Source organism: Martelella radicis, assembly GCF_014196625.1.
GTDB lineage: Bacteria > Pseudomonadota > Alphaproteobacteria > Rhizobiales > Rhizobiaceae > Martelella > Martelella radicis.
On record NZ_JACIDZ010000019.1, the window covers coordinates 31946 to 56676 of the forward strand.

The window sequence follows — 24731 nt, forward strand, 5'->3', positions numbered from 1 at the left end:
CATGACTGTTGCCGAACTGGACAGGCCCGACACGGCCAAGACGAAACTGGGGATTGTCGATTGCGACATTCACCCCGCGATGACCGAAAGGAACGAACTCTCCCGCTTCATGCCGCTGCGCTGGCGCGAGCACGTGCGCGATTTCGGCATGCGGTCGGGCGGTTCGCTCGTCGGCATGCTGCAATATCCGCGGCTGAACCATGGCGGCATGCGCCAGGATGCCTATCCGCCGGAGGGCGGTCCGCCGGCCTCCAGCCTCGCCTTCCTGCAGAAGCAGCTTCTGGACGAGCTCAATATAGAGTTTGGCATGCTGCAGGCGCTGAACCCCGGACCGTCACTGCAGAACCTCGAATTAAGCGCGGCCGTCTGCGCGGCGATCAACGACTGGCAGGTCGACAAATGGCTGGCGCCCGAACCGCGCCTGAAGGGCGGCATCTCCATTGCCCAGGAAGACGCCGAAGCCTCGGTGCGCGAAATCGAGGAGCGGTTGAAGGACAAGCGCTTCGCCCAGCTGCAATTCGTGCCGCGCAGTCTCGAACCGGCCGGCCGCAAGCGCTACTGGCCGATCTACGAGATCGCCGAGGCGCATGACCTGCCGATCGCCGTCCATCCGGCGGCAACGGGCTGGCACGCCAATACCGGCGCGGGCTGGGCCTCCTTCTATGTCGAGGAGCACTATGCCTTTTCGCATTCGATCCAGACCATCCTGATCTCGATGATCTTCGAGGGCGTGTTCGAGCGGTTCCCGAAGCTCAAAGTGGTGCTGGTCGAGGGCGGCTTCGCCTGGCTGCCGTCGCTGATGTGGCGCATGGACCGGGAATGGGAGCGCATGCGCGGGGAAGTGCCGCATGTGAAGCGCCGCCCATCCGACTATATCCGCCGCAATATCTGGATCACCACGCAGCCGATCGAGGAACCGCCGAACGTCCGGCACATGAACAACCTCCTTCAGTGGATCGGGGCGGACCGGCTGATGTTCTCCACCGACTATCCGCACTGGGACTTCGACCATCCGGACCGGGCCTTCCGCGTCGGGCTGAGCGAAGAGGCAAAGCGCGGCATCATGCGTGACAACGCCTTTGCCGTTTACGGACTGGGTTGAGGAGAGGCCATGACCGATCACATCATCTGCAAGGTCGATGAAATTCCCGAGGGAAAAGCGAAAAGGGTCGAGGTCGCCGGCCGCGTCATTGCCATCTTCAACCTCGGTGATCGCTTCGCGGCGATCACCAACACGTGCCCGCATGAGGGGGCGGAACTCTGTCACGGCAGGGTCGCCGCGCTCGTGAATGCCGATGGCCCAGGCGCCTACCGCACCGAGGACGAGAAGATCATGGTCCGCTGCCCCTGGCACGGCTGGGAGTTCGATCTTGAGAACGGCCGCTCCTACTGCGACCCGAGCCGGATGCGGGTGAAGATCTTCGACGTCAAGGTGGCGCATGGCCAGAGCCTGGCGGAAGGGCCTTATCGCGCCGAAATATTCGAGGTCCGCACAGAGGATGATTATGTCGTCCTCACCATCTGAAAACGGGCGCCTTCCTGTGCTTCCGCTTATGGGCGGGTGCCAGTGCGGGGCGCTCAGATACCGGGTGAGCGGGGCGCCGCTCACCTTCTACCTCTGCCATTGCGCGAGCTGCCAGCGCCAGTCCGGCAGCGCGTTCGGCGAAAGCCTGATGTTTTCCTGCGAGGACCTGACGCTCGACGGCACGCCGCAGGAGCGCTGGACGGTCGGCGGTTCCGGCGTGCCGATCCGGCAGGTTTTTTGCGGGACGTGCGGCGTGCGGCTGACCCATCAGCGCAAGGACAGTCCGGTTCTGGTGGTCAAGCCCGGCACGCTCGACGATCCGTCCTGGCTTTTTCCGGCGGCGGAAATCTTCACCGCGTCCCGCCAGCCATGGCTCTCGCCGTTACCCGGCGTGGCGCAATATTCCGGGAGCCCGGACATGGAGCGTCTGAAAGTCGACTGGGCGCGGTGGCTTGCCGGGCATGAGGAGGCCGGCCGATGAGCGGTATCGTGGTTGCGGGCGCGGGCCAGGCCGGTCTGGCGCTGGTGGCGAAGCTGCGCGCCGAGGGCTATCACGGCCCGCTGAAGCTTCTTGGCGAAGAGGCCTGGCCACCCTATCAGCGTCCGCCGCTTTCGAAGAAATTCCTGCTGGGGGACCTGGCGCGGGAGCGTCTCTATTTGCGCTCAAGGGAGTTCTACGCCGAGCACGATATCGATCTGAGGCTCGGCGCGCGTGTCGAGGCGATCGACCGAGAAGCAGGGACGGTCACGTTCGGTGATGAGGCACTTGCCTATGACAGGCTGGTACTGACGACCGGTGCAACCCCCCGGCGGCTACCGACAGCAATCGGCGGCGACCTTGGCAACGTCTTCACCCTGCGCGGGATCGACGATGTCGATGCCATGGCGCCGCTCTTCGTCCCCGGGGCGCGGCTTCTGGTGGTCGGCGGCGGCTATATCGGCCTGGAGGCGGCGGCCGTTGCCGCGCGCTCCGGTCTCAAGGTGACCCTGATCGAAAGCGCGCCGCGCATTCTCGGCCGCGTCGCGGCGAAGGAAACGGCGGATTATTTCCGCGCCCTTCACCGCGAAAACGGCGTCGACCTGCGAGAGGGAACGCGGCTTCGCCGGCTTCTTGGCGGCAAGACAGTGGAGGCCGCGGAACTTGCCGATGGCGCGACGGTTTACGTCGATCTGGTGATTGTCGGCATCGGCGTTCAGCCCGCGACGGCGCTTGCCGAAGAGGCGGGGCTGGTGGTTGACAACGGCATTGCCACGGACGCCTTCGGGCGCACGGCGGATCCGGCGATCTGGGCAGCGGGGGATTGCGCCAGCTTTCCAAACGCGGGCGGCAGGCTTCGGCTGGAGAGCGTGCAGAACGCCATCGAACATGCCGAATGCGTGGCCAGGAACCTGCTGGGCGCAGAAATGCCCTACCGGCCCGAGCCCTGGTTCTGGTCGGATCAGTATGAGGTCAAGCTGCAGATTGCCGGTCTCAATACAGGCTATGACCGAGTCGTGGTGCGCAAGGGAGACCGCGAAGGTTCGGTCTCGCACTGGTATTTCACCGGCAGGCGCTTCATCGCCATCGACGCGATGAACGATCCGCGCGCCTACATGACCGGAAGGCGGTTGCTTGGCGCGGGGATCAGCCCGGACCCTGACGATCTGGCCGCAGCCGACCTGAAGACGCTGACAGCGGCCTGAGCCCCAACAAGGAGAAACCTGGAATTGGTGAAGATTATCTATATCGAGCATGCCGGGAAGCGCCACGAGCTTGACGTCGCCGCGGGCCAGAGCGTCATGGAGGGCGCGCGCGACAATGGGGTCAACGGCGTTGTCGCCGAATGCGGCGGTTGCTGTTCCTGCTCCACCTGCCACGTCTATGTGGCCGAGGACTGGTTCGACCGTCTGCCGCCGATCGAGCCGATGGAAGAGGACATGCTCGATTTCGCGCCGGGCATGGAGCCCGGCCGCTCGCGGCTTTCCTGTCAGTTGACCGTCACCGAAGAGCTTGACGGGCTGACGGTTCAGGTTCCCGCCGAACAGGCGTGAACCTCACTCAGAACCAGGAAGCGAAGCCGCCTTGTCGCGCAGAAGCTTCAGGAACAGCGCCTGGGCGGCGGTCGGCAGGAAGCCGGCGCGCAAGGTCAGCCCGATCGGGCGCGCGCTTGCCGGAAGTTCGAACGGCAGGGCGACCATCAGCCCGTGGCCGATTTCCGCCTCCGCCTGCCGTTTCGAGACGCAGCCGAGATGATCGCTCTTTTCCAGAAGTTCGCGCATCAGGATCACCGAGCGTGTTTCCACCAGCCGTGATGGAACGGCAAGCCCGGCGGCCTCGAAAATGCGGTCGAAATGGCTGCGGATCGGCGTGCCTTCAGGGGCGACGACGAAGGGATAGCGGGCAAGAGCCTCGAATGTCGGCTGCAACAGCGTGCCATCCTTCCTCTCGCGCAGAAGCGGATGCCCGGGCCCGGCGACCAGAACCACGCTGTCGGTAAACAGTTCCTCCTGGACAATATCGCCGATCGGCGCCGGATCGCGCAGCGCGCCGATCAGGAAGTCCGTCTCGCCGCGCCTGAGCCCGGCAAGCAGGTCGTCGTAATCGCCTTCCAGCACATCGACCGGGATCGCGCGACCGAGCGCGCGAAAGGCGACGATCGCATCCGGCAGCACGCAGGCGCGCGACAGTGGCATGGCGCCGACGACGATCCGGCCGGTCTCCCGCTTCATCGCCTCCGCCAGATCGGCGTCCGCCTGAGCGAATTCGGCAAAGGCGAGCCGCGCGGCCTGCGCGAGCGCGGATGCCGCGCGGGTGGCGACGATGCCGAAGGAGGTGCGCTCGAACAAAGGACGCTCCGCCTCGCTTTCAAGCTGGCTGACGGCGCGGTGAACCGTCGGCTGGGCAAGGCCGAGCCGCTTGGCGGCAAGCGTGAAGTTCTGGGTTTCGGCAACGGCGATCAGAGCAAGCAGTTGCGCGCGCGTGACCGTCACCTCCAGGCGCGGCGCGACATCGGCGAGCGCGGGATCGAGATAGGCGAAAGCGCGCCTGACTCGGCGTGCAAGCGTCTCGCCGGCCTCGGTGACGAAGAGCCCCTGGGGCGTGCGCGAAAAGAGCGTCGCCCCGGCAAGGCTTGCGATCTTGCCCAGCGCCTGGGTCACGGCCGGTTGCGAGACGAAGCACAATTCTGCCGCCCGCGTGACCGAATGCGTCTCGGCGACGGCCAGGAAGACCCTGAGATGGCGAAGATTGTAGGGCAAGGGCGCCTCCGCGACGTGTTCGGCGGATTTATAGCATGCGGAACGGCGGAAGCGATGGCAAAGGCACGGGTTGGTGCGAGGGCCTCAGTCTTCGGCGCGGGAATTGCTCTTTGCCGAAAGGATCAGTCGAACGCGCTCCGCGAGGTCATCGTCTCTTGCCGTCTTCAGCTCATAGCCCCCGATTTCCGCCTGCCATGCCGCGGTTGCTGCGCTCATGCGCGGTTCAAGTCCGAGATCGCTCACGGTTGCCGCGACCTCGCGCATTTCCGCGGCGCGCCGTGTGCCGTGCACCATCATCCGCTCGAGGCAGTAGGCGGCCTTTTTCGGCCAGTCGATCTGCGGATCGGAGGCGGAAAGCGAGGCGAGAACCGCAGCGCTGACGCCCGCCTTTTCGGCGGCGAGAAAACACTCCGCCATCAGCGCTTCCGTGCCCTTGATCATCACCGAGCGGATCATCTTCACCGAAGAGGCATCGCCGATCTCAGGGCCGGTCACCCGTCCGTTCATGCCAAGGCCTGCCATCGCCTCCGCGCCTTTTCTCGCGTGCGGACCCGAGACGAGGCACGGCGTTTCGTGGCGTTTCGGGTGGATCGGGCTCATGATCGCGACATCGACGTAACGCGCGCCGGCGGCATCGATCAACGCCGCGTTACGGCGCTTGGTCTCCGGCGAACAGGAATTGCCGTCGAGATAGAGCGTGCCGGGCCTGATATGCGGCGCGGCCGCCTCTGCAGCGGAAAATGCGTTGTCGGCGGTGACCAGGCTGAAGACGAGATCGCTTCGCTGCAGCAGAGCGGCGGAAGACGGGGCGCAGAAGACGCCGCGCTCGTCGCAGGCCTCGGTGATTGCTTCTGCCGTGTCGGCCCGCAGCGTCTTGATATCGAAGGCGGCAAGGGTCGCGGCGATGCCCGCCGCCGCCCAGCCGTCCGCGATTGCGCGCGCGGCCTCGCCGAAACCGATAAATCCGATGGCTGTCATGGCTCTTCCTCCGTTGGTGTCCGCCCTCTCGGCAAACCGGAACCGACATCTAGAACCACGCGGCGGGGCAAAGGCCATTCAAAAGCCCGGCGCGGCTATAAGTATTAGCTATAGAACGACGTCATGCTCAAGCCATTCGAATGTTTTCGGCGTGGCTCTATAGCAAATTCTTATGCGTACGCCGCAATCCGAAATTGTCATTGCGGGCTCTCCGGCGTGAGATGCGGATCAACGGAGTAACGGAGGAAACCATGCCGGAAACCAACAAGACCGCGCTCGTGATCAGCGCCCATGCCGCCGATTTCGTCTGGCGCTGCGGCGGGGCGATCGCGCTTCACGCTGCCAAGGGCTATGACGTCACGGTGCTGTGCCTTTCTTTCGGCGAGCGCGGCGAGAGCGCGAAACTCTGGAAGCAGGAGGGCATGACGCTCGACAAGGTGAAGAGCGAACGCCGCAAGGAGGCCGAACAGGCGGCGGAAGCCCTTGGCGTCCACGATCTCGTCTGTCTCGATCTTGGCGACTATCCGCTGGAGCTTTCCCGCGAGGACAAGAACAGGGTGGTCGAGGTCATCCGCAAGGTGCAGCCCGCCTTTATGCTGTCGCACTCGCAATATGACCCCTACAACACCGACCATATGTACGCCACGCAGGTGGCGCTCGAATGCCGGATGATCGCCCAGGCCTGGGGGCATAATCCCGGTGAGAAGGTGCTGGGCGCGCCGCAGCTCTATCTGTTCGAGCCGCACCAGACCGAGCAGATGGGCTGGAAGCCGGACACGTTTCTCGACATCACGCCGGTGTGGGAGAAGAAGCGCGCGGCGATCGAATGCATGGCCGGGCAGGAGCACCTCTGGGAGTATTACACCCGCGTCGCCATCAACCGCGCCAATCATTTCAAGCGCAATTCCGGCGGGCAGGCCTCGGGGCGCGACTGCAAATATGCGGAAGGGTTCCAGTCGATCTTTCCGCGCACGGTCGACGAACTCTGAGGCGGCGGGAAACGCCTGAAGAAGAAAGGGGAGGAACAGGAATGACGACGGAACCGACAAATCCGAGCTTCGACATCGCCCATCTCGGCCATGTGGAAGTGCTGACCAACAAGTTCGAGGAGAGCCTCGATTTCTTCACCCGGATCTACGGGCTGAAACTGTCCGGACAGGACGAGAGTTCGGCCTATCTCAGGGCCTGGGACGATTATGAATATGCAACGCTGAAGCTGACGAAATCCGACACCACGGGCATCGCCCATATCGGCTATCGCGCCGCCTCGCCGGAAGCGCTGGAACGGCGCGTCGCGGCGATCGAGGCCTCCGATTTCAAGGTGATCGGCTGGAACGACGGCGACCTGAGCCACGGCCGGGCCTTCCGTTTCGAGGATCCCTTCGGCCATGTGTTCGAGATCTATTACGACACCAACTGGTACGAGCCGCAGGAGGACGCGGAGAAGGCGGCGCTGAAGAACACGGCATCCGCCTTTACCGGCATGCCGCCGCGCCGCCTCGACCATATCAACCTGCTGTCGGAAGACGTCACCGAATTCCGCCGCTTCATGATCACCTGCCTCGGCGCGCGGGTGACGGAATATATCCTTCTCGACAATGGCCGGCTCGGCGGTTGCTGGTTCACCATCAACAACAAGAGCTATGACCTCGCCTGCACCGAGGAGCATGGCGGCGGCAAGGGACGACTGCATCACGTGACCTATGCCACCGACCAGCGCGAGGACATTCTGCGCGCCGCCGACATCTTCCTGCAGAACGGCGTCCACATCGAGACCGGGCCGCACAAGCACGCCATCCAGGGCACCTTCTTCCTCTATGTGTGGGAGCCGGCGGGCAATCGCGTCGAGCTCGCCAATGCCGGTTCCCGTCTTGTTCTGGCGCCGGACTGGCAGCCGGTCTGCTGGACCGAGGCCGACCGCAAGAAGGGCCAGGCCTGGGGATTGAAGACGATCGAGAGCTTCCACACCCACGGCACGCCGCCGGTCGCCGGCAAGGAGTGAAGGATGAGCACGGACAATCTCAAACTGGCGCCCGGCACGCCCGGCTATGTCATCCAGAATGTGCCGCGCGCCGACGGCGCCGTCATCGACGCGCTCGGCAAGGCGGGCGTTGCGACCGTGCACGAGGCGCAAGGGCGCATCGGCTGCCTTGCCGCCGATCTTCGCCCGATCTATCGCGGCGCGCAGATCGCCGGTTCCGCCGTCACCATCTCCGCGGCCCCCGGCGACAACTGGATGATCCATGTGGCGATCGAACAGCTTCAGCCGGGCGACATTCTGGTGCTCGCCCCGACCAGCCCCTGCGACAACGGCTATTTCGGCGATCTGCTGGCAACCTCGGCAAAGGTGCGCGGCTGCCGCGGCCTGATCATCGATGCGGGCGTGCGCGATACGAAGGATCTCGAGGCGATGGATTTTCCCGTCTGGTCCAAGGCGGTCAGCGTCCAGGGCACGGTCAAGGAAACGCTCGGCTCGGTCAATGTGCCGGTCATCTGCGGCGGGCAGTTGATCGAGGCGGGCGATATCATCGTCGCCGACGATGACGGCGTCTGCGTCGTGAAACGGGCGGATGCCGAAAAGGTGCTGGCGGCCGCCGAAAAACGCCTCGACAACGAGGAGATGAAGCGCAAGCGGCTTGCCGCCGGCGAGCTCGGCCTCGACATCTACGACATGCGCCCGCGCCTTGCGGAAAAGGGCCTGAAATATGTCTGAGGACGGCATTGCCTGTCTTTGGATGCGCGGCGGGTCATCCAAGGGCGCCTATTTCCTGGCTTCCGACCTGCCGGACGAGAAGGCCGCGCGCGACGATCTGCTGCTGCGGATCATGGGCTCGCCCGATCCGCGCCAGATCGACGGCATCGGCGGGGCCGATCCGCTGACCTCGAAGGTGGCGATCCTGTCGCCGCCCTCGCGCGCGGATGCCGATGTCGATTATCTGTTCCTGCAGGTCTTCGTTGACAAGCCGCTGGTGAGCGACAAGCAGGGCTGCGGCAATATTCTTGCCGGCGTCGGCCCTGCGGCGATCGAGCGCGGGCTTGTGCCGGCGACGGGCGCGCGGACCGAGGTCAGGATCCATATGGTCAACACCGGCGAGATCGCGGTCGCGCGGATCGAGACGCCCGGCGGCAGGGTCAATTATGCTGGCGATGCCGAGATTGCCGGGGTGCCCGGCCGTCATGCGGCGATCCCGCTTCTGTTCAAGAACATCGCCGGCTCCATGTGCGGCGCGCTCTTGCCCACCGGCAATGCGGTGGACGAGATCGAGGGCGTGAAGGCGACGCTGATCGATAATGGCATGCCCTGCGTCATCCTGCGGGCGGAGGATTTCGGCCTCACCGGCAAGGAAGAGCCGGAGGCGCTGGAAAAGGACACGGAACTGAAGAAACGGCTTGAGGCGATCCGGCTGAAGGCCGGGCCGATGATGGCGCTTGGCGACGTGACGGAGGCCTCGGTGCCGAAGATGACGCTGGTCTCGGCGCCGGAAAACGGCGGTTCGATTGCCACGCGCTCCTTCATTCCGCACAGGGTCCACGCCGCCATCGGCGTGTTTGCCGCCATCTCGGTGGCAACGGCAACGCGGATCGAGGGGTCGGTGGCGAAGGATCTCGCCGTCGATCCGGGCGACGGCAATTATCTGGTCGAGCATCCGACCGGGGCGCTGGACGTGTTTCTCGACATCGGCGCGGACGGCGAAATCCTCGGCGCGGGCAATCGCCGCACGGCCCGCAAGCTGTTCGACGGTCGCGTGTTCCCGCGCGAGGGGTGAGCCGTCTCAGCGCGGCGCGCGCTTGGCGAGGATGCGCTGCAGGGTGCGGCGGTGCATGTTGAGACGGCGCGCGGTTTCCGACACATTGCGGTCGCACATCTCGTAGACGCGCTGGATATGTTCCCAGCGCACGCGGTCGGCCGACATCGGGTTTTCCGGCGGATCGACCTTTTCGCCCGGCGCCTGGGTCAGGGCATGAACGATATCGTCGGCGTCGGCGGGCTTGGCCAGATAGTCGAGCGCGCCGAGTTTCACGGCCGTCACGGCGGTGGCGATATTGCCGTAGCCGGTCAGCACCACGATGCGCGTGTCCTCGCGCGCCTCGCGAATGGCGGCGATCACGTCGAGGCCGGTGCCGTCTTCGAGCCTGAGGTCAACGACGGCATATTTCGGCGGCCGCGCCTTTGCCTTTTCAATGCCTTCGGCAACGGTCTCGGCGGTCTCGATGGCAAAGCCGCGCGTTTCCATGGCCCGGGCGATGCGGCGCAGGAAGGGCGTGTCGTCATCAACGATCAGAAGGCTCATTTCGCCGTCCGGTTCACCCGTCAGTGCATCCCGGCCGAAATCGGTTTCTTGCGTGTCGTCCATGTCTGTCATGCCTGAATTCTCGTGTGCGGCAAATGACCGCGCGTCAATCCTGTCAAATGGTTATGGACCTCCTCGGCCCGGGGGTAAACCCTGCACCGCCTCAAAAACGGTCGTATGCGACGCGTCTTGGCGCGGCGCAGGCCGGTTTGGCAGGAGCGATCCGGCCGGCTGGCCGGCCGATGGCCTCGAGGGCTCTTGCGGACGGTCTATCCGCTCAGCCGGACAAGGGCCGAGAGCACGTCGGAACGGCGCAGGAGACCGACAAGCCGGTTGCCGTCGGTCACGGGGAAGACGCGGTGCGGATGGGAAATGAAGGCCTCCGCCGCGGCGACCAGATCGGCGCTTGCCGGCAGGCTGACGACATTGCGGCTCATATAGTCGCCGACCGTTCCCTTCCATTCCTGGTAATAGCTCGCCTGCAGGGCGGGGTTGAAACAGTCTTTCTGGGTGAGGATGCCGCAAAGCGCTCCGCCTTCATCGATAACCGGCGCCGCCGCCGCTCTGCTTTCGACAAGCAGCGCAACGGCGCGGCGGATCGGCATTTCCGGCGTGACGGTCAGCGCGTCGGTCTTGGTGATCTCGGCGATCGTGTCGGTCATTCGGCCTCGCTCGACAGGCGGTTCGGGCAGCCCTCGCAGGCGGCCTCCTTCATGCAGGCCATGCCGCCGCATGAGCCCTTCAGCGGGCCGCGCCCGACGAAGAGGCTGACGCCAAGGCCGGCCATGCCGAGAACGACGATCGCGATTGCCAGCAGGATTTCCATGTCCGTGCTCCCTTCGAGGCGATTATAGCAGATAACGGTCGAAACCGCCCGTTGTTTCACGCCTGAGGTCTTGTCCCTCATGGAAGAGGAAGAGGGCGGCGATCGACTGGCGGCGGGCCAGCGCCGGGCCATCCTCGCCGGCGGCCGTCAGCGCCGTCGCCCAACCATCGGCCGTCATCGCGTCTTGCGCCAGCACCGAGACCGAGGCAATCGCGCCCTCGACCGGCACGGCATGGCGCGGATCGATGATGTGGCTGTAGGTATGGCCGGAGAGCGCATAGCTCTGGGCGCGAAGCCCGGAGGTGGCGACCGCGCCGTCGGCAAGCCGCAGCACGCCGGCGCCGCCGTTGGCGTCCGGCCGTGGATCTTCCACCGCCACCTGCCACGGGCGTCCCGCCGGATGATTGCCGCGCGCGACCAGTTCGCCGCCGAGATCGATGAGGAAGTCGGAATAGCCGGCACCCATCAGGCGGTCTGCCATCAAGTCGAGCGCGCGGCCCTTGGCTATGCCGCAAAGATCCATGGTCACGCCGGATTTCGTCTTTTCCAGGCGGTCTCCGTCGACGCCGAGCGCATGCCAGAGCGGCGGCGCGCCATCCTCGGCTGCATCGCCTTCGATCGGGCCGAAGCCGTATCGAGCGACCAGAGGCCCGACGCTCGGATCGAACCAGCCGTCGCTCGCGCGCGCCACATCGAGCGCCGATTGCGCGACGAAGGCGGTCTCGGCCGATACCCGTTTGCCGCCGGGGCCGGCGCGGTTGAAGGCGGTGATCTCGCTGTCGTCCCGCCAGGGCGACATCATCCGGTCGATGCCGGAAAGAAGCGTGTCGATATCGCCGCGAAGCGCTTCCGGCTGTCCGTTATCCGGCACGGCGACCCGCCATGTGGTGGCAAAGGCCTTGCCGGTGATCTGCCGGGTCGCGGGCGCGGATCTCAGGATCGCGGGCGCTTCGGCCCGGGCAGCGGTCGCGGCCAGAAGGCCTGCTCCGGAAAGCGCCAGAACGCGGCGGCGGGTCAGATAGGTATGACGTGCTTTCATGAGGTCAGACTCCGAAATCGTCGTAGAAGATGGACTTCGGCTCGACGCCGAGCCGGTGCAGCGTATTGGTGACCGCCGAAATCATCACCGGCGGTCCGCACATATAGTATTCGCAATCCTCCGGTGCCGGATGGCGGGAAAGCTCGGCCCGCACGATATCGTGGATGAAGCCGCTCGCCCCCGTCCAGCGGTCGCCGGGCGCGGGATCGGAAAGCGCCGGTGTCCACGAGAAATTGTCGTGCTCGGCGGCGATCTTTTCGAACTCCTCGACATAGAAGAGGTCGGCGACCGAGCGCGCGCCATAGAAGAAGCGCATCCGCCGGGGTGTGTTCTTGCCGATCTGGTCATGGATCATGGCCCTCAGCGGTGCCATGCCGACGCCGCCGCCGATGAACACCATCTCGCGGTCGGTCGGCTGCACCTCGAATTCGCCGAAGGGGCCGGACGCTTCGATCTCGTCGCCCGGTTTCAGCGCGAACAGGAAGGAGGAGACGATGCCCGGCGGAATTTCCTGCTCGCGCCCGGGCGGCGGGGCGGCAAGCCGAATGTTGAAGACGGCGCGCTCGGCCTTCGCGTCCTCCGGCCTGCAGGCGATCGAATAGGCGCGGGTTACGGATTTTTCCGCATAGGACGTCATCTCCGACCAGCCGGACATCGCCCAGGCGTCGCGGAATGGCGGGTCGATGTCGATGTCGCGGAAGTCGAGCCTGTAGGCGGGCGCTGTCAGCTGCATGAAGCCGCCGGCGATGAAATCAAACGGCTGGCCTTCGGGAAGCTGCAACACCAGTTCGCGGATCAGCGGCGCCTTCATCTCGTTGGAGACGACGCGGCAGGTAAAGCCGGTCGCGCCGACGAAGTCCTGCGGCACGGTTACCGAACAGGGGCCGCGCAGTGCTGTCTGGCAGGCAAGGCGCATATGGGCGCGGCGCTCGGCGGCAGACAGCACGCCGCGCTCGGTCGCCTGCGGCTCGCCGGCGCCTTCGCCGTCCACATGCACGCGGCAGAGCCCGCAGGTGCCGGATCCGCCGCAGGCAGCGGGAATACCGATGCCCGCCCCGTGCAGAACGCCGAGCAGGCGGTCGCCGCGATTGGCCTCGATTGTCATGGTTTCGTTGACCGTCACCGTCAGCGCCTCGGCGGGGATCAGGCGCGCGCGGGTGATCAGGAGCGCGAGCGTCAGCACGAGGACAAGGCCGATGACGACAAGGGCTCCGACTGCAATCTCGTTCATGGCGTCACCATTTGCGCGAATGCGGAAAAGCCGAGGGACATCATCCCGGCAAGGGTGAAGGTAATGCCAAGCCCGCGCAGGCCCTGCGGCAGGTCGGCATAGGCAAGCCGCGCGCGGATCGCGCCGAGAAGCACCACGGCAACGCCGAAGCCAAAGCCCTGGCCCAGACCGAAGACCGCCGATTCACCGATGGAATAGTCGCGGTCGACCATGAACAGGCTGCCGGCGAGGATGGCGCAATGCACGGTCAGAAGCGGCAGGAACACGCCGAAGGAGGCATAGATTGCCGGAAAGAAGCGGTCGAGCACCATTTCCACGAGCTGAACGGTGGCGGCGATGACGCCGATGAAGGAGATCAGCTTCAGATAGGAAAGGTCGATATCCGGCATGCCGGCCCAGGCCCAGGCGCCCGGCGCCAGCAGCGCGTGATAGATGACCTGGTTGAGCGGCACTGTGACGCCCATGACGGCGGTCACCGCGATGCCGAGGCCGATGGCCGACGGCGTGCGGCGCGACAGCGCCAGAAAGGTGCAGAGCCCGAGAAACAGCGTCAGCGGCGCATTCTCGACGAAGGCGGCACTGAGGAACAGGTTCCAGAGGTCGGTCATTTTCCGGCCTCCTCTGTCTTCGGCGGGTTGAATTCGGAGGGTTCGGCCTGCTGCGGCAGAACGGTGCGGATCGCCCAGACGAGACCGCCGAGCATGAAGAAGGCGCTCGGGGCGAGCAGCATCAGATTGAGCGGCGTGAACCAGCCGCCATCGGCGACCACGGGAAAGACCTGATAGCCCATGAGCTTACCCGCGCCGAAGAGCTCGCGCGCGGAACCGATGACGATCAGCACCAGCGAATAGCCGAGCCCGTTGCCGAGCGCGTCGACCATGGAGGGAAGCGGCGGGTTGGAACGGGAAAAGCTCTCCGTGCGTCCGAGCACCAGGCAGTTGGTGGTGATCAGACTGACGAAGACCGAGAGCTTGCGGCTGATGTCAAAGAAATAGGCCTGCAGGAACTGGTCGATGACGACCACCAGCGACGCGACGATGACGATCTGCACGATCAGCCGGATGGAATCGGGAATATGCCGGCGGATGAGGCTGACGAGCAGGGCCGAGAGCACCAGAACCGTCGTCAGCGAGGCTGACATGGTGAGCGCGGTCGCAACCGAGGTGGTGACGGCGAGCGCCGAGCAGATGCCGAGGATCTGCAGCGTCACCGGGTTTTGCAGGACCAGCGGCTCCGTCAGCGTCGACCAGAGATTGGTTGACCGGGCCATATCAGAACTCCCCGCGCTGAACGGCGTCTATGAACGGGCCGTAGCCCTCGGGTCCGCCCCAGAAGCGCATGATCTTGGTGAACGCGTTGCCGGTGCGCGTCGCCCCGGTAATGCCGTCGACCTCGTAGTCGTTGCCCGCAGCACCCTTGGCGACGGCAAAGCGCACCGTGCCCGTTTGATCGGCGAGCTCGGTGCCGGGGAATTGGGCGAGCCAGGCCGGCTCCTCGATGCGCCCGCCAAGGCCGGGGGTTTCGGCCTGGTTGGTGATCGCAAGGCCCGCGATCGTGTTCATGTCGCCGCGCAGCGCCACGATCGCGTCGATCGGCGCCTGGTAGCCCGGTCCGCTGATCGGCAAGAGCGCCAGCGAAATGTCGCCAGCCTCGTTGCGAAGAAGATAGATCTGGGCGTAATCCGGCCGCCGGCCGATGCCGGCCGTGTCTTCCGCCGGCGTCAGCGTGGTCCAGTTGGCTGCGTCATCCAGGGCTGCCGCAAGCGTCGCAGGGGTCACATCCTCCGCGGCCTGCCCCTTCGGCAGGTTGATCACGACGGTGGACAGCGAACCGCCGGATTGCTCGAGGATTTGCGTCATGCCGGGAATGCCGGCGACGAGCGCTTCAAGCCGGGCCTGTTCTTCCGCCGCGCGGTTTGCCGCCTGGATCGGCCGCAGGATGACCGTTGCGCCGGAGACCATGAGGGCGCAGACGGCGGAGACGAGAAAGGCGATGACGACGGTCTTTGTCCGGTTTTCATTGGGCAGCGCCAGGAACCGGCGCCATGCCGAGAACGGGTTCAGGTCAGCCATGACGTCTTCTCCTTTGGGCAAGCCACAGCGCAATGGCGGCTTCGTCCAGCAACGGGGCGGCAAGCGAGGTCAGAAGGGCGGCCGAAACGGCCAATTGGACATGGGCCGCACTCTGCCAACCAAGCGTGAACAGGATGATCATTGCACCGAAAAAGGCGCCGTTGAGCCAACCGCCGAGCTTTGTCGAGGCGCTGGCCACCGGATCGGCGACAAGCAGCACCAGCACCACGGCGATGGCTGGAAATGCAGGGGCAACGGGCAGGCCGGCAAGATGCGCGCCGCCAATGACGATGACAGCGCCGGCGATCACGCGCGCCGGCATGACGCCGAAGAGCGCGCCGAGAAGGGCGGCGGGTATGGCGGCCCAGGCAAGCGGCAGCGGCGGTTCCGGCCAGGGGGCCGTGACAAAGCCGAAGCCGAGAAAGGCAAGCGTGACAGTCGCCGGGTTCAGCACGTTGCGGCCCCAGCCGCCGAAGACGAGCTCGGCCATGACCGAGCCGAAAGAGATGCCGAGGACAAGCTGCAGGATGGAGAGGTCCTCCGGCGCCAGCATGGCAATGGCAAGCGCCGTCAGCGCGCCGGCAAAGGAGGGCGGCTGGGCCCGGGCCAGCATGAAGATGACATGCCAGAGGCCGGAGATGATCAGCGCCAGCACCAGAAGGCCGGCGGCATCCAGCCCGCCATACCAGAGCCAGGTCAGAGCCAGCGGCATGACCGAAATCAGCAGCAGGAGGGCGACGGTTTCGCGGTCCCACAATCCGTGGTTCATGCGGGCGCCTCCTCTTTCTCGATGGCGTTCAAAAGCCCGCGCAATTGGGCGGAAAGCGATGGTTCGGCAAAGGTGACGTAATCGACCAGGGCAAGGTCCTCTTCCAGAAGCGACAGCGCGCCGAGGCGGGCGGCGGCCTCCTGATCGCCGGAGGAAAGCGAGCGCATCAGGGCGGCGGCCGGAATATCGCCGCCGAAGGCCTGAGACAGGGCGGCCGTCGGAATGATCGGCAGCGGCCGGGCGGCGCGGGTCAATGCTGCGGAAAACCAATGGCCGCGCCGTTTGCCGGAACCGCGCGCAAGAACGCTCGCCTGCCGGTCGCGCGGGCCCAGCCAGTGGGCGGGCTGGCCGTCGAGCACGGAGCCTGCGAGCACCTGATAGGGCCCGGGCTGTACATGGCCGTGACAGAGCCCGCGCAGATCCGCGCCGGGCTGGCAGCGCAGAAGCCGCGGTTCGCGCATGGCCGAACCGGTGACGGTGACGAGCCGGGTCTCGGGAAGAAGGCCCGAGGCAAGGAGATCGCCGAGATCGGCGACATCCTCGGCGTGGATATCCCAGATGCGGGCGTCGACTGTGGCCGGCGCGTGGTGGTGGATCTGGATGCCGGGAAGACCCTGCGGGTGCAGCGAACCGCAGGTTATGCGACGGACTTTGGCGCTACCGTCGAGGTCGAGCTTCTTGCCGCTGGCCTCGCAGAGGAAAACCTGCTCGCCGGCGAGAAGGCCGAGCGCGGAAAGCCCGCGTGAAAGCGCTTCCTCACGGCCGGCAAGCGCCAATCGCGGATCGGGCGCGGCAGGCCTCGAATCGGTTGCCATCACGAAGATGGCGGCAGGGGTCTCGGAAAGGGCAGGCATATGGCCGAAGGGTCTGCTGCGGAACAGCCGCCAGAGGCCGGCTTCCTGCATCAGGGACCGCAGCGCCGCTGCATCGCTGTCTGCTTTTTCTGTCGGGAATGAATGCCGGTCGCCGCCATCCTCGCGGAACAGCAGCATCTGGATCAGCCTTCGGCCGGGATTGAGCTCGATCGCCGCCACCCGCGCGGGCATGGGCGCGACAAGCTTGATCTCCTCTGCCGCACGCAGCGAGAAGAGCGGCTGCCCCTGGACGACGCGCTGATCGACCTCGACCAGCGGCACGACGCGCAGTTCCTCGCCGGGGGCAGGCACAAGGGCCGCCTCTTCGGTCAGAAGCGTTTCGGCAGCATGGTCAGAGGGTAATGAAGGGCCGGTCGGCACGGACAGGCCGGCGGAAAAAAGACGGTCCAACAAGTCACTCCCAAGCGTTTCGGCGTCAAACAATGCGGTCTTTCCGACATTTGATTTGCCGGAACGGGCCGAATTGTTTAGCATAAGCCTAGCACAGACTATGAATTTTCAGCGGGGGTGAAAAGCCATGTCTTATGGAGTGAAGCGGTTTTCTTCAACTTTCATTGCAGTTATTGCAGCGACATTGACGTTTGTCAATTCTAGTGGCGTCTCCGCACAGGATAGCGGGGAAGGCGAGGCGGCGGTCGAAGCGCTTGAACTCTTCGTCATGCCGCAATCGGGGCCATTCCGTCCGGATCAGATTTCGATCCCGCAGCAGAAGATGATCGAGGCTTGGGCGCGCTCCGCCCATGCCGATGCCTCTGCCGAAGCCTTTACGCACTGGGATGGCGAAGGCGAAGTTCCCGCGAGCTGTTCCACCTGTCACTCCGGCGCGGGCTTCCGCGCCTTCCACGGCCTTGACGGCAGCGAGCCGGGCGTGGCGGCGGCCGTGCCGGTCGGCGGCGTCGTCGATTGCGAGACCTGCCACAATCCCGGCCTTGCCGAAATCACCGCGATCACGCTGCCGAGCGGCATCGAACATCCGGTCAAGCCCGGCGTCGAGGCGGCTTGTCTCACCTGTCACGCTGGCCGCGCGGCCGGCGTGACGGTTTCCAATGCCGTCGGCGAAAAGGCCGATGATACGCCGGATCCGGAAATCGGCTTCGTCAATCCGCACTACGCTCTGGCCGGCGCCGTGCGTCTCGGCGCTGTCGGGGCAGGCGGTTTCGAATATCCCGGCAAGACCTATTCCGGCCGCTTCTTCCATGCCCGCCCGGTCGCTGACTGCGCCTCCTGCCACAATCCGCACACGCTGACGGTGGCGGAAGAGACCTGTCTCCCCTGCCACGAGACCGGCAATTTCGACGCGATCCGCATTTCCCGCGTCAGCTATGACGGCAGCGGCGATCTTTCCAAGGGCATCCGTTCGGATGTCGCCAACAATGCCGCCTTGCTGATGAAGATGATCCAGGATTACGCCGCCAATGTCGCCGGCACGCCGATCATCTTCGAGCCGCACTATCCGTATTTCTTCGTCGATGCCGATCAGGACGGCCGCGCCGACGAGGTTGACGGACGGTCAGCGAGCTACAAGGCCTGGACGCCGCGCAGCCTGAAGGCGGCCTATAACTGGAAATTCGTCACCGCCGACCCCGGCGCCTTCGCGCACAATCCGCAATATGTGCTGGAACTGCTCTACGATTCGATCGAGGACCTTTCGGGCCCGCTTGAGGTCGATGTCAGCGAGCTGGGTATCCAGCGTTAAAGGCAGTGATCCAAGACTGCCCGTCGGGCCTCTCCGCCCGGCGGGACATTCTGTCCCGTTGCTGCAATCGGTTCGGTCATGTTAACGCAGGGCTCATGCTTGGCGGCATTGCCCGCCGTTTTTCCTGCCGGACCGGATGATACAATCAATGAACACGAACAAGGCCGAAGCGCCGCGCGCCATCATCGTCATGGGCGTGAGCGGATGCGGAAAATCCTCCATCGCAAGGCTGGTCGCCGAACGCCTGGGGTGCGACCAGGTGGAGGGCGACGACCTTCACCCGGCCTCCAACGTCGAAAAGATGAGCGCCGGCATCCCGCTAGAGGACGCCGATCGCTGGCCCTGGCTCGATCTCGTCGGCGCTGAACTGGCCAGATCCCGAGCGGAAGGCGTCGTGATCACCTGCTCGGCGCTGAAAAAGGTCTATCGCGACCGGTTGCGCGCGGCGGCGGGCCAGCCGCTTGCCTTTGTGTTCCTGAACGGCAGCGAGGCGCTTCTGGCTGAGCGGATCGGCGCGCGCGCCGGTCATTTCATGCCGACGACGCTGCTGAAGAGCCAGCTCGACACCCTCGAGGACCCGACCGGCGAACCCGGCGTGGTCACCGTTGATATCAACAATCCGCTGGAGGTGATTGCCGAGGAGGCGATTGCGGGCCTTGGCGCCGTGTCTTTTCGCTAGAGAGCGGCGGCTGCAAGGGCTGCTTCCCGGTCTTTCACGCAAGCCTCGGTTGTCGATATCGCCTTATATTAGGCTTGCCTTTCGTATTGCCTTCGGCCAATTTTCACTCCGACATACCGATCGGAGGGTGAAACATGGCGGTGACGGCGGGTGAGCGCAACCGGGCGCTTTTTCTGGGAAGTATGGGCGGCGGCCTGGAATTCTATGATTTCGTGATCTACGCCACCTTCGCCTCGCAGATCGGCAAGACCTTCTTTCCGGCCGAAGAGGCGTCGACCCGGCTTCTGGCGGCCTTCGCCGTGTTCGCCGCCGGCTATCTGGTGCGCCCGATCGGCGGCATTCTCTTCTCCCATTTCGGCGACAGACACGGCCGCAAGCTGATGCTGCGCCTTTCGATTGCCGGCATGGCAGGGGCAACATTCCTCATCGCCTTTATGCCTGGCTATGCGACCTGGGGCATTTCGGCCACCATCGCGCTCGTCGTGTTGCGCATGGTGCAGGGCCTTTGCCTTGGCGGCGAAATCCCCGGCGCGATGACGTTGATCACCGAAACCATGCCGAAGCGGCGCGGGCTTGCCTGCGGCTTCCTGTTCATGATCATCAATGTCGGCATGCTGGCGGCCCAGGCGGTGCAATGGGCGATCGAACATCTGTTGAGCGATGCGGCGGTGCTCTCCTATGGCTGGCGCATCGGTTTCTTCATCGGCGGGCTGGTGGCCATTGCCGGCTTCATCCTGCGCGCCCGCCTCGCCGAAAGCCCGGCCTTTGCCGAGATGGAATCGGCGACGCACAAGGTGCCGCTCACAGCACTCTTCCGCGACAATGCCCGCGCCGTCTGGCTCGGCCTGTTCATCACCGGGCTGGGTGCTGCCGCCGTGCCGCTGCTCTACCTCTACATGAACAGCTACCTGACCGATTTCCTGCACTATGATCCGGACCAGGTGGCAACCGCCGTGCTTGTCGGCATCATCGTCTTCTCGCTGCCCATGCCGGTGGCCGGGGCGATCTCCGATTTCATCGGCATCAAGGTTCCGGCCTTTGTCGCCACCCTTTTGCTCGCGATCGCGGCCATCCCGGTCTATGTCTGGATCCACGAGGGCATCGCCTCGCTGATGCCGGCCATGATCGTGATCTCGCTGATCGGCGCCTTTGCCTGGGGCGTGGGGCCTGTGCTTTTGACCGCGATCTTCCCGACCGATGTGCGCTATACCGGCGTCGCCTTCGTCTACAATATCGGCTTTGCCATTGTCGGCGGGCTGACGCCGCTTCTCGCCACCTTCATCATCCAGCAGACGGGCTTCACGCTTGCGCCCGGCTTTCTGCTGGCGCTGTTTGCGGCGCTCGCCACGGTCGCGATCTTCCTCACCCAGGTGATCCCGGCGGAGAAGTCTCAGCTCTGATCCGCCATATCCGCCTCCATCCGCCAGCGCGGCCAGGAGACGGTGATGCGCGCGCCGCCGACATTTTCGAAAGTCAGTCGCGCGCCGGAGCGTTCCAGCAGCGTCTTGGCGATGAACAGGCCGAGGCCGAGGCCGCCGGCGCGGCTGTCGGCCGGGTTCTTCTGCCGGTCGGAGACGAAGGGATCGCCGATGCGCGGCAGGATGTCCGGCGTGTAGCCGCCGCCATCATCGGTGACGGTGATCGTCACCCGCGTGTCGCTGTAATGCGCCGTAATTTCCACGGTCTTGCGGGCATGTTCGACAGCGTTCTCGACGATATTGCCGAGCCCGTAAAGAATGCCCGGATTGCGGCTGCCGACCGGTTCGCCGCCAGCCTCGCCGGAAACGCGGATCTTCATCTCGGAGACAAAGGGCCGGTGGGGCGCGACGACTTCCTCGATCAGGGAGGTCAGCGGCAGAAGCCGCATATGAGCCTCGTCCTCCTTGGAAAGCGAGGTGAGGCGGGAGAGAATATCCCGGCAACGCTGGCTCTGGCTGACGAGAAGCTGCACGTCCTCGCCATGTTCGGGATCATCGGAAAGCGCGCGCGCCATTTCCTTGGCCACCACCGAAATCGTTGCCAGCGGCGTGCCGAGTTCATGGGCGGCGGCGGCGGCCAGCCCGTCAAGCTGGGAGAGATGCTGCTCGCGCTGCAGTACCAGCTCGGTCGCGGCCAGCGCATCCGAGATTTGCTGCGCCTCGAGCGTGATGCGCTGGACGTAGAAGGCGGCAAAGCCCAGCATTGAGATGATCGCGATCCAGATGCCGAATTTCAGGATCGGTTCGATCTCGAGGATGATCCCCGCATGCCAGGGCAAGGGAAAAGGGCTGAGCGCCAGCGCCGAAACGCCCGACACGGCAAAGGCCAGCAGCGCGAAGGCGTAATGCAGCGGCAGTGCGGCGAAGGAAATGATCACCGGCACGCAGATCAGCGGCGCGAAGGGGTTGGCAAGTCCGCCGGTCAGGTAGAGAAGCGCGGTCAGCTGCAGAAGGTCGAAGCCGATCATCCCGAAGGCGATGCGCGGCGAAACGCGCTGGGTGGCCGGGAAGCTTACGCTCAGCACCAGATTGCCGAGCGCGAGCGCGACAATCAGCGCCAGCACGGGAATGATCGGCATCGGGAAGTCGAGCCCGAAGTGAACCGTCAGCGCCGTCGCCGTCTGGCCGGCAACAGCCAGCCATCTGAGCCGCACCAACGTCTGCAGGCGCAGGTTTCCGCGGCGTTCGTGCCCGACCATATCGGTGACCGGTTTGTTCATCGCATTCCTCCTTACGTCCCGCGCGGCTTTGCCCGCCGTGTCGGCTCGGCATCGGCCGGGTCCTCCGGCCAGACATGCTTCGGGTAGCGTCCGCGCATGTCGGAGCGCACATCCTTCCAGGATCCTGCCCAGAAGCCGGGCAGGTCGCGCGTCGTCTGGATCGGCCGACCGGCGGGCGAGGTCAGTTCCAGAACGAGCGGCACGCCGCCGGCAATCGTCGGATGGTTCTTCAGTCCGTAGAGCATCTGCACCCGGATCGAAAGAACCGGTTCGTCGCCATCATAACGGATCGGCACGCGGTCGCCGGTCGGCGCTTGAAAATGCGTCGGCGCCAGCCGGTCGAGATCGGCTGCAAGCAGATAGGGCAGAAGCGCCTGCAGGCCCTGCGTCAGGCTTTTCGGACTGACGGCGGAAAGAGCGGTCACGCCCGTCTGGAACGGGGTGAACCATATGTCCAGGCTTTCCAGCAGGCCCGTCTCCGAGACATCCGGCCAGGGATCGCCAAGCTTGCGATGGAGAAAACCGATCCGTTCGACGAGGTGCGCCGCCTCCTTCGGGAAGGAGAGAAGCGAAAGCCCGTATCGGCGAAGCCCTTCGGCCAGCGCTTCCGCCGCTTCCGCGCCGGATGGTCTTGTCCCCTGGCGTTCGGAAAGCACCAGCGCATCGAGCCGGGTCACGCTGCGCGCCCGGACGGAGAGGCTGTCGCGGTCGAACACGCATTCCGCGCGGGTGACGATCGCCTCCGCGCGGGCCTCGAGAATGGTTTCGCGGGTCACGGGGCAGGCGGCAAGCACGCGCCCGCGCGCCGCGGAGCCCGTCAGGTCGGCGATGACGAGAAAGTCCTCGCTCGCGAGCCGGTCGTCCTCGGCAAGCTCCGCGCCGCGACCGTTTGCCATCAGATAGCGCCCGCGTGCGCCGCGCGCCATGGCGATGCGGTCGAAAAAGGCTTGGCTCAGGGCCGCGCCGGGATCGAAGGGACCGTTGTCATCGCGGCTGGCGCCCGCCGTCTTCGCGATGCGGGCGGCAAGACCGCGCGCGGCCTCAGCCCGCGGGCCTTTCTCGGCGCGAAATCGTCTGAGCCTCTCGGAAAGGTCGATGCTGGTGCCGCCAAGTCCCTGCTCGGTCAGGAGCACGGCAAGCTCGGCCGCCTTGAAGGCCGTGCCGCTTTCCGCCGCCTTGACGACCATGCCCGCAAGGCGCGGCGGCAGGGGAATGGCGCGCAAGAGTTCGCCGGAAGGCGTCAGCCGCCCCGCCGGATCAAGCGCGCCGAGCATCTGCAGCAACTTGCGCGCCTCGGCAAGGGCAGGTCCCGGCGGCTGGTCGGCAAAGGAAAGCTGCGCGGGATCGACGACGCCCCAATGGGCAAGGTCGAGAGCCAGCCCGGTGAGGTCGGAAGAGAGGATTTCGGGCGGGTTGAAAGCGGGAAGAGCGGCCGTCTGGCCCTCGTGCCAGAGCCTCAGCGCAATGCCCGGCGCGGTGCGTCCGGCGCGGCCCGCGCGCTGGTCGGCCGCCGCGCGCGATAGTTTCACGGTTTCAAGCCGGGTGATCCCGGTTGCCGGCTCGAACACCGGCAGGCGCTGCAGGCCGCTGTCGATCACCACCCGCACGCCGTCGATGGTGATCGCGGTCTCGGCGATCGCGGTTGCCAGGACGACCTTGCGTTTTCCTGCCGGCGACGGCGCGATCGCTGCGTCCTGTTCGGCCCGCGACAGATTGCCGTAAAGCGGGGCGATGATCACATCGTCGGCAACGCTGGCGGCCAGCTTCTCGGCGGTCCGGCGGATTTCGGCCTGTCCGGGCAGGAAGGCAAGGATCGAGCCCTCTTCGCGCGCCAGCATGTCGAGCACCGCAGCCGCGACATCATCCTCGATGCGCGAACGGGGCGGGCGCGGCCGGTAGCGGTGTTCGACGGGAAAGGCCCGGCCGGCGCTCTCGATCACTGGTGCGCTTTCCAGAAGCGTTGCAATGCGGGCCGTGTCGAGCGTCGCCGACATCACCAGGATCTTCAGGTCCTCGCGCAGTCCGGCGCGGATATCGAGCGCCAGGGCCAGGCCGAAATCGGCATCGAGCGAGCGCTCGTGAAATTCGTCGAAAATGACCGTGGAAATGCCGGCAAGCTCGGGATCATCAAGCGCCATGCGGGCGAACACGCCTTCGGTCACCACCTCGATCCGGGTTCTCGCCGAAATCTTCGTATCAAGCCGCATGCGGTAGCCGACGGTCTCACCCGGGCTTTCGCCAAGAAGCGAGGCCATGCGGAAGGCGGCAGCGCGCGCGGCAAGCCTGCGCGGCTCAAGCAGGATGATCTTGCCCGTTCCGGCCGTGCCGCTTGCCAGCAGATGCAGGGGTACAAGCGTCGTCTTGCCGGCGCCGGGCGGGGCAGCAAGCACGGCCCGGCCTTCATCGTCAAGCGCTGCCGCGAGCTCATGCAGAACCTCATGGACCGGAAGTTGCTCCATCTGCGTATTTGTGGTCTCTTTCAAAGCTTTCAAATCCGAAAAATCCGTTTGCGCATTGATTAAGGTAAAAGCGCTGCGCGAGCAAAGGGCGCAAACTGGTCTTTCAGAGCGGAGGGTCCGCACTGACAGGAGCAGGGAAGAGGACGCGGAAAAAACAGGCAAACGGCATACTTGCCTCATCATTGTGCGCAGCAAGAAGCTTAACGGTTCTTAACCTTTGGCGGACTGCGGGGTGATGTATAAACCTCTACAAAAACAGCCACTTAACAAAAATGTCATTTTTTTTGATGTTGGTTGTTGACGGTTGGGAGAGTTGGGGTCTATAAGCCGCCTCACCGAACGACGGGGCGGCGCT

At 65.2% G+C, this 24731-nt stretch carries 26 protein-coding genes; 12 read left to right on the forward strand and 14 right to left on the reverse strand.

The genetic code is table 11. The features are described from left to right. The first annotated feature begins 1 nt into the window (after position 1). From GGR30_RS20840 to GGR30_RS20860, 5 genes are read left to right on the forward strand one after another with little or no spacing between them, the layout of a single operon-like run. A complete protein-coding gene (locus tag GGR30_RS20840; RefSeq protein WP_183490767.1) occupies positions 2-1102 on the forward strand; it encodes an amidohydrolase family protein in 1101 nt (366 codons plus the stop codon). A 9-nt stretch (positions 1103-1111) separates the two neighbouring features. Continuing rightward, entirely contained in the window at positions 1112-1525 is a 414-nt protein-coding gene (locus tag GGR30_RS20845) for a Rieske (2Fe-2S) protein (RefSeq protein ID WP_183490769.1), read from the forward strand. Between the two features lie 16 nt (positions 1526-1541). Next, positions 1542-2006, forward strand: a complete 465-nt coding sequence (locus GGR30_RS20850; protein WP_183490770.1) for a GFA family protein — start codon at positions 1542-1544, stop codon at positions 2004-2006. Further along, positions 2003-3208, forward strand: coding sequence for an NAD(P)/FAD-dependent oxidoreductase (locus GGR30_RS20855; RefSeq protein ID WP_183490772.1), 1206 nt, complete (start codon positions 2003-2005; stop codon positions 3206-3208). The genes GGR30_RS20850 and GGR30_RS20855 overlap by 4 nt, the downstream gene beginning before the upstream one ends. Before the next feature lie 24 nt (positions 3209-3232). Next, complete coding sequence (locus tag GGR30_RS20860) at positions 3233-3556, forward strand: 2Fe-2S iron-sulfur cluster-binding protein (RefSeq protein ID WP_183490774.1); 324 nt, start codon at positions 3233-3235, stop codon at positions 3554-3556. A gap of 3 nt (positions 3557-3559) precedes the next feature. On the opposite strand, the gene GGR30_RS20865 is transcribed toward GGR30_RS20860, so the two are convergent. Both GGR30_RS20865 and GGR30_RS20870 read right to left on the reverse strand, forming a co-directional pair. After that, on the reverse strand, positions 3560-4762 hold the full coding sequence (locus tag GGR30_RS20865; RefSeq protein WP_183490776.1) for a LysR family transcriptional regulator: 1203 nt from the start codon (positions 4760-4762) through the stop codon (positions 3560-3562). Between the two features lie 84 nt (positions 4763-4846). After that, positions 4847-5740, reverse strand: coding sequence for an NAD(P)-dependent oxidoreductase (locus GGR30_RS20870; protein ID WP_183490778.1), 894 nt, complete (start codon positions 5738-5740; stop codon positions 4847-4849). Positions 5741-5991: 251 nt separating this feature from the next. Here GGR30_RS20870 and GGR30_RS20875 point away from each other — a divergent pair, with 251 nt between their 5' ends. The 4 genes from GGR30_RS20875 to GGR30_RS20890 are packed head-to-tail and all read left to right on the forward strand — an operon-like array spanning position 5992 to position 9507. Next, positions 5992-6729, forward strand: coding sequence for a PIG-L deacetylase family protein (locus GGR30_RS20875; protein WP_183490780.1), 738 nt, complete (start codon positions 5992-5994; stop codon positions 6727-6729). Between the two features lie 41 nt (positions 6730-6770). Next, positions 6771-7742, forward strand: coding sequence for a VOC family protein (locus GGR30_RS20880; protein WP_183490782.1), 972 nt, complete (start codon positions 6771-6773; stop codon positions 7740-7742). Positions 7743-7745: 3 nt separating this feature from the next. After that, positions 7746-8453: a 4-carboxy-4-hydroxy-2-oxoadipate aldolase/oxaloacetate decarboxylase gene (locus tag GGR30_RS20885; protein ID WP_183490784.1), complete on the forward strand. Its 708-nt coding sequence runs from the start codon at positions 7746-7748 to the stop codon at positions 8451-8453. Beyond that, complete coding sequence (locus GGR30_RS20890; protein ID WP_183490787.1) at positions 8446-9507, forward strand: 4-oxalomesaconate tautomerase; 1062 nt, start codon at positions 8446-8448, stop codon at positions 9505-9507. Before GGR30_RS20885 ends, GGR30_RS20890 begins: the two co-directional genes overlap by 8 nt. 6 nt (positions 9508-9513) lie before the next feature. Here the strand turns inward: GGR30_RS20890 and GGR30_RS20895 are convergent, their stop codons facing one another. The 10 genes from GGR30_RS20895 to GGR30_RS20940 form a co-directional block, all read right to left on the reverse strand. Beyond that, a complete protein-coding gene (locus GGR30_RS20895; RefSeq protein WP_246072157.1) occupies positions 9514-10032 on the reverse strand; it encodes an ActR/PrrA/RegA family redox response regulator transcription factor in 519 nt (172 codons plus the stop codon). 269 nt (positions 10033-10301) lie between these two features. After that, a complete protein-coding gene (locus GGR30_RS20900; RefSeq protein WP_183490791.1) occupies positions 10302-10694 on the reverse strand; it encodes a CBS domain-containing protein in 393 nt (130 codons plus the stop codon). Beyond that, on the reverse strand, positions 10691-10858 hold the full coding sequence (gene nqrM / locus GGR30_RS20905; RefSeq protein WP_183490793.1) for a (Na+)-NQR maturation NqrM: 168 nt from the start codon (positions 10856-10858) through the stop codon (positions 10691-10693). Before nqrM ends, GGR30_RS20900 begins: the two co-directional genes overlap by 4 nt. A gap of 22 nt (positions 10859-10880) precedes the next feature. Continuing rightward, positions 10881-11897, reverse strand: a complete 1017-nt coding sequence (locus tag GGR30_RS20910) for an FAD:protein FMN transferase (protein ID WP_183490795.1) — start codon at positions 11895-11897, stop codon at positions 10881-10883. A 4-nt stretch (positions 11898-11901) separates the two neighbouring features. Next, positions 11902-13128 carry an NADH:ubiquinone reductase (Na(+)-transporting) subunit F gene (gene nqrF / locus GGR30_RS20915; protein WP_183490797.1) on the reverse strand — a complete coding sequence of 409 codons (1227 nt, stop codon included), beginning with the start codon at positions 13126-13128 and terminating at the stop codon, positions 11902-11904. Further along, on the reverse strand, positions 13125-13736 hold the full coding sequence (gene nqrE, locus GGR30_RS20920; protein WP_183490799.1) for an NADH:ubiquinone reductase (Na(+)-transporting) subunit E: 612 nt from the start codon (positions 13734-13736) through the stop codon (positions 13125-13127). The genes nqrF and nqrE overlap by 4 nt, the downstream gene beginning before the upstream one ends. Then, positions 13733-14398 carry an NADH:ubiquinone reductase (Na(+)-transporting) subunit D gene (locus GGR30_RS20925; RefSeq protein WP_138746943.1) on the reverse strand — a complete coding sequence of 222 codons (666 nt, stop codon included), beginning with the start codon at positions 14396-14398 and terminating at the stop codon, positions 13733-13735. The genes nqrE and GGR30_RS20925 overlap by 4 nt, the downstream gene beginning before the upstream one ends. Position 14399: 1 nt before the next feature. Then, entirely contained in the window at positions 14400-15200 is an 801-nt protein-coding gene (locus GGR30_RS20930; protein WP_183490801.1) for an FMN-binding protein, read from the reverse strand. Then, positions 15193-15969, reverse strand: coding sequence for an RnfABCDGE type electron transport complex subunit D (locus GGR30_RS20935; protein WP_183490804.1), 777 nt, complete (start codon positions 15967-15969; stop codon positions 15193-15195). Before GGR30_RS20935 ends, GGR30_RS20930 begins: the two co-directional genes overlap by 8 nt. Continuing rightward, the gene (locus GGR30_RS20940) at positions 15966-17234 is read right to left on the reverse strand and encodes a Na(+)-translocating NADH-quinone reductase subunit A (RefSeq protein WP_246414078.1); all 1269 of its coding nucleotides are present in this window, start codon (positions 17232-17234) and stop codon (positions 15966-15968) included. Before GGR30_RS20940 ends, GGR30_RS20935 begins: the two co-directional genes overlap by 4 nt. Positions 17235-17418: 184 nt before the next feature. On the opposite strand from GGR30_RS20940, the gene GGR30_RS20945 reads away from it, so the two are divergent. The 3 genes from GGR30_RS20945 to GGR30_RS20955 all read left to right on the forward strand — a co-directional run bounded on the left by GGR30_RS20945 (position 17419) and on the right by GGR30_RS20955 (position 20619). Then, the gene (locus tag GGR30_RS20945) at positions 17419-18540 is read left to right on the forward strand and encodes a cytochrome c3 family protein (protein WP_246414080.1); all 1122 of its coding nucleotides are present in this window, start codon (positions 17419-17421) and stop codon (positions 18538-18540) included. A gap of 148 nt (positions 18541-18688) precedes the next feature. Further along, a complete protein-coding gene (locus GGR30_RS20950) occupies positions 18689-19219 on the forward strand; it encodes a gluconokinase (protein ID WP_246414082.1) in 531 nt (176 codons plus the stop codon). Between the two features lie 134 nt (positions 19220-19353). Further along, the gene (locus GGR30_RS20955; RefSeq protein WP_183490808.1) at positions 19354-20619 is read left to right on the forward strand and encodes an MFS transporter; all 1266 of its coding nucleotides are present in this window, start codon (positions 19354-19356) and stop codon (positions 20617-20619) included. Here GGR30_RS20955 and GGR30_RS20960 read toward each other — a convergent pair. Next, the gene (locus tag GGR30_RS20960) at positions 20610-21917 is read right to left on the reverse strand and encodes an ActS/PrrB/RegB family redox-sensitive histidine kinase (protein ID WP_183490810.1); all 1308 of its coding nucleotides are present in this window, start codon (positions 21915-21917) and stop codon (positions 20610-20612) included. The two genes, GGR30_RS20955 and GGR30_RS20960, sit on opposite strands and share 10 nt — an antisense overlap. Positions 21918-21928: 11 nt before the next feature. Further along, positions 21929-24376, reverse strand: coding sequence for an ATP-dependent helicase HrpB (gene hrpB, locus GGR30_RS20965; protein ID WP_183490822.1), 2448 nt, complete (start codon positions 24374-24376; stop codon positions 21929-21931). Between the last annotated feature and the right edge of the window lie 355 nt (positions 24377-24731).

What these genes read in the sequence shown, in the direction of transcription:
- GGR30_RS20885 (WP_183490784.1), top strand. Translation starts at nt 7,746, where the DNA reads ATGAGCACGGACAATCTCAAACTGGCGCCCGGCACGCCCGGCTATGTC.
- GGR30_RS20925 (WP_138746943.1), bottom strand. Translation starts at nt 14,398, where the DNA reads ATGGCCCGGTCAACCAATCTCTGGTCGACGCTGACGGAGCCGCTGGTC.
- GGR30_RS20950 (WP_246414082.1), top strand. Translation starts at nt 18,689, where the DNA reads ATGAACACGAACAAGGCCGAAGCGCCGCGCGCCATCATCGTCATGGGC.
- GGR30_RS20930 (WP_183490801.1), bottom strand. Translation starts at nt 15,200, where the DNA reads ATGGCTGACCTGAACCCGTTCTCGGCATGGCGCCGGTTCCTGGCGCTG.
- GGR30_RS20935 (WP_183490804.1), bottom strand. Translation starts at nt 15,969, where the DNA reads ATGAACCACGGATTGTGGGACCGCGAAACCGTCGCCCTCCTGCTGCTG.
- nqrM (WP_183490793.1), bottom strand. Translation starts at nt 10,858, where the DNA reads ATGGAAATCCTGCTGGCAATCGCGATCGTCGTTCTCGGCATGGCCGGC.
- GGR30_RS20910 (WP_183490795.1), bottom strand. Translation starts at nt 11,897, where the DNA reads ATGAAAGCACGTCATACCTATCTGACCCGCCGCCGCGTTCTGGCGCTT.
- GGR30_RS20855 (WP_183490772.1), top strand. Translation starts at nt 2,003, where the DNA reads ATGAGCGGTATCGTGGTTGCGGGCGCGGGCCAGGCCGGTCTGGCGCTG.
- GGR30_RS20870 (WP_183490778.1), bottom strand. Translation starts at nt 5,740, where the DNA reads ATGACAGCCATCGGATTTATCGGTTTCGGCGAGGCCGCGCGCGCAATC.
- GGR30_RS20890 (WP_183490787.1), top strand. Translation starts at nt 8,446, where the DNA reads ATGTCTGAGGACGGCATTGCCTGTCTTTGGATGCGCGGCGGGTCATCC.
- GGR30_RS20895 (WP_246072157.1), bottom strand. Translation starts at nt 10,032, where the DNA reads ATGAGCCTTCTGATCGTTGATGACGACACGCCCTTCCTGCGCCGCATC.
- GGR30_RS20880 (WP_183490782.1), top strand. Translation starts at nt 6,771, where the DNA reads ATGACGACGGAACCGACAAATCCGAGCTTCGACATCGCCCATCTCGGC.
- GGR30_RS20845 (WP_183490769.1), top strand. Translation starts at nt 1,112, where the DNA reads ATGACCGATCACATCATCTGCAAGGTCGATGAAATTCCCGAGGGAAAA.
- GGR30_RS20900 (WP_183490791.1), bottom strand. Translation starts at nt 10,694, where the DNA reads ATGACCGACACGATCGCCGAGATCACCAAGACCGACGCGCTGACCGTC.
- nqrF (WP_183490797.1), bottom strand. Translation starts at nt 13,128, where the DNA reads ATGAACGAGATTGCAGTCGGAGCCCTTGTCGTCATCGGCCTTGTCCTC.
- GGR30_RS20960 (WP_183490810.1), bottom strand. Translation starts at nt 21,917, where the DNA reads ATGAACAAACCGGTCACCGATATGGTCGGGCACGAACGCCGCGGAAAC.
- nqrE (WP_183490799.1), bottom strand. Translation starts at nt 13,736, where the DNA reads ATGACCGACCTCTGGAACCTGTTCCTCAGTGCCGCCTTCGTCGAGAAT.
- GGR30_RS20840 (WP_183490767.1), top strand. Translation starts at nt 2, where the DNA reads ATGACTGTTGCCGAACTGGACAGGCCCGACACGGCCAAGACGAAACTG.
- hrpB (WP_183490822.1), bottom strand. Translation starts at nt 24,376, where the DNA reads ATGGAGCAACTTCCGGTCCATGAGGTTCTGCATGAGCTCGCGGCAGCG.
- GGR30_RS20875 (WP_183490780.1), top strand. Translation starts at nt 5,992, where the DNA reads ATGCCGGAAACCAACAAGACCGCGCTCGTGATCAGCGCCCATGCCGCC.
- GGR30_RS20955 (WP_183490808.1), top strand. Translation starts at nt 19,354, where the DNA reads ATGGCGGTGACGGCGGGTGAGCGCAACCGGGCGCTTTTTCTGGGAAGT.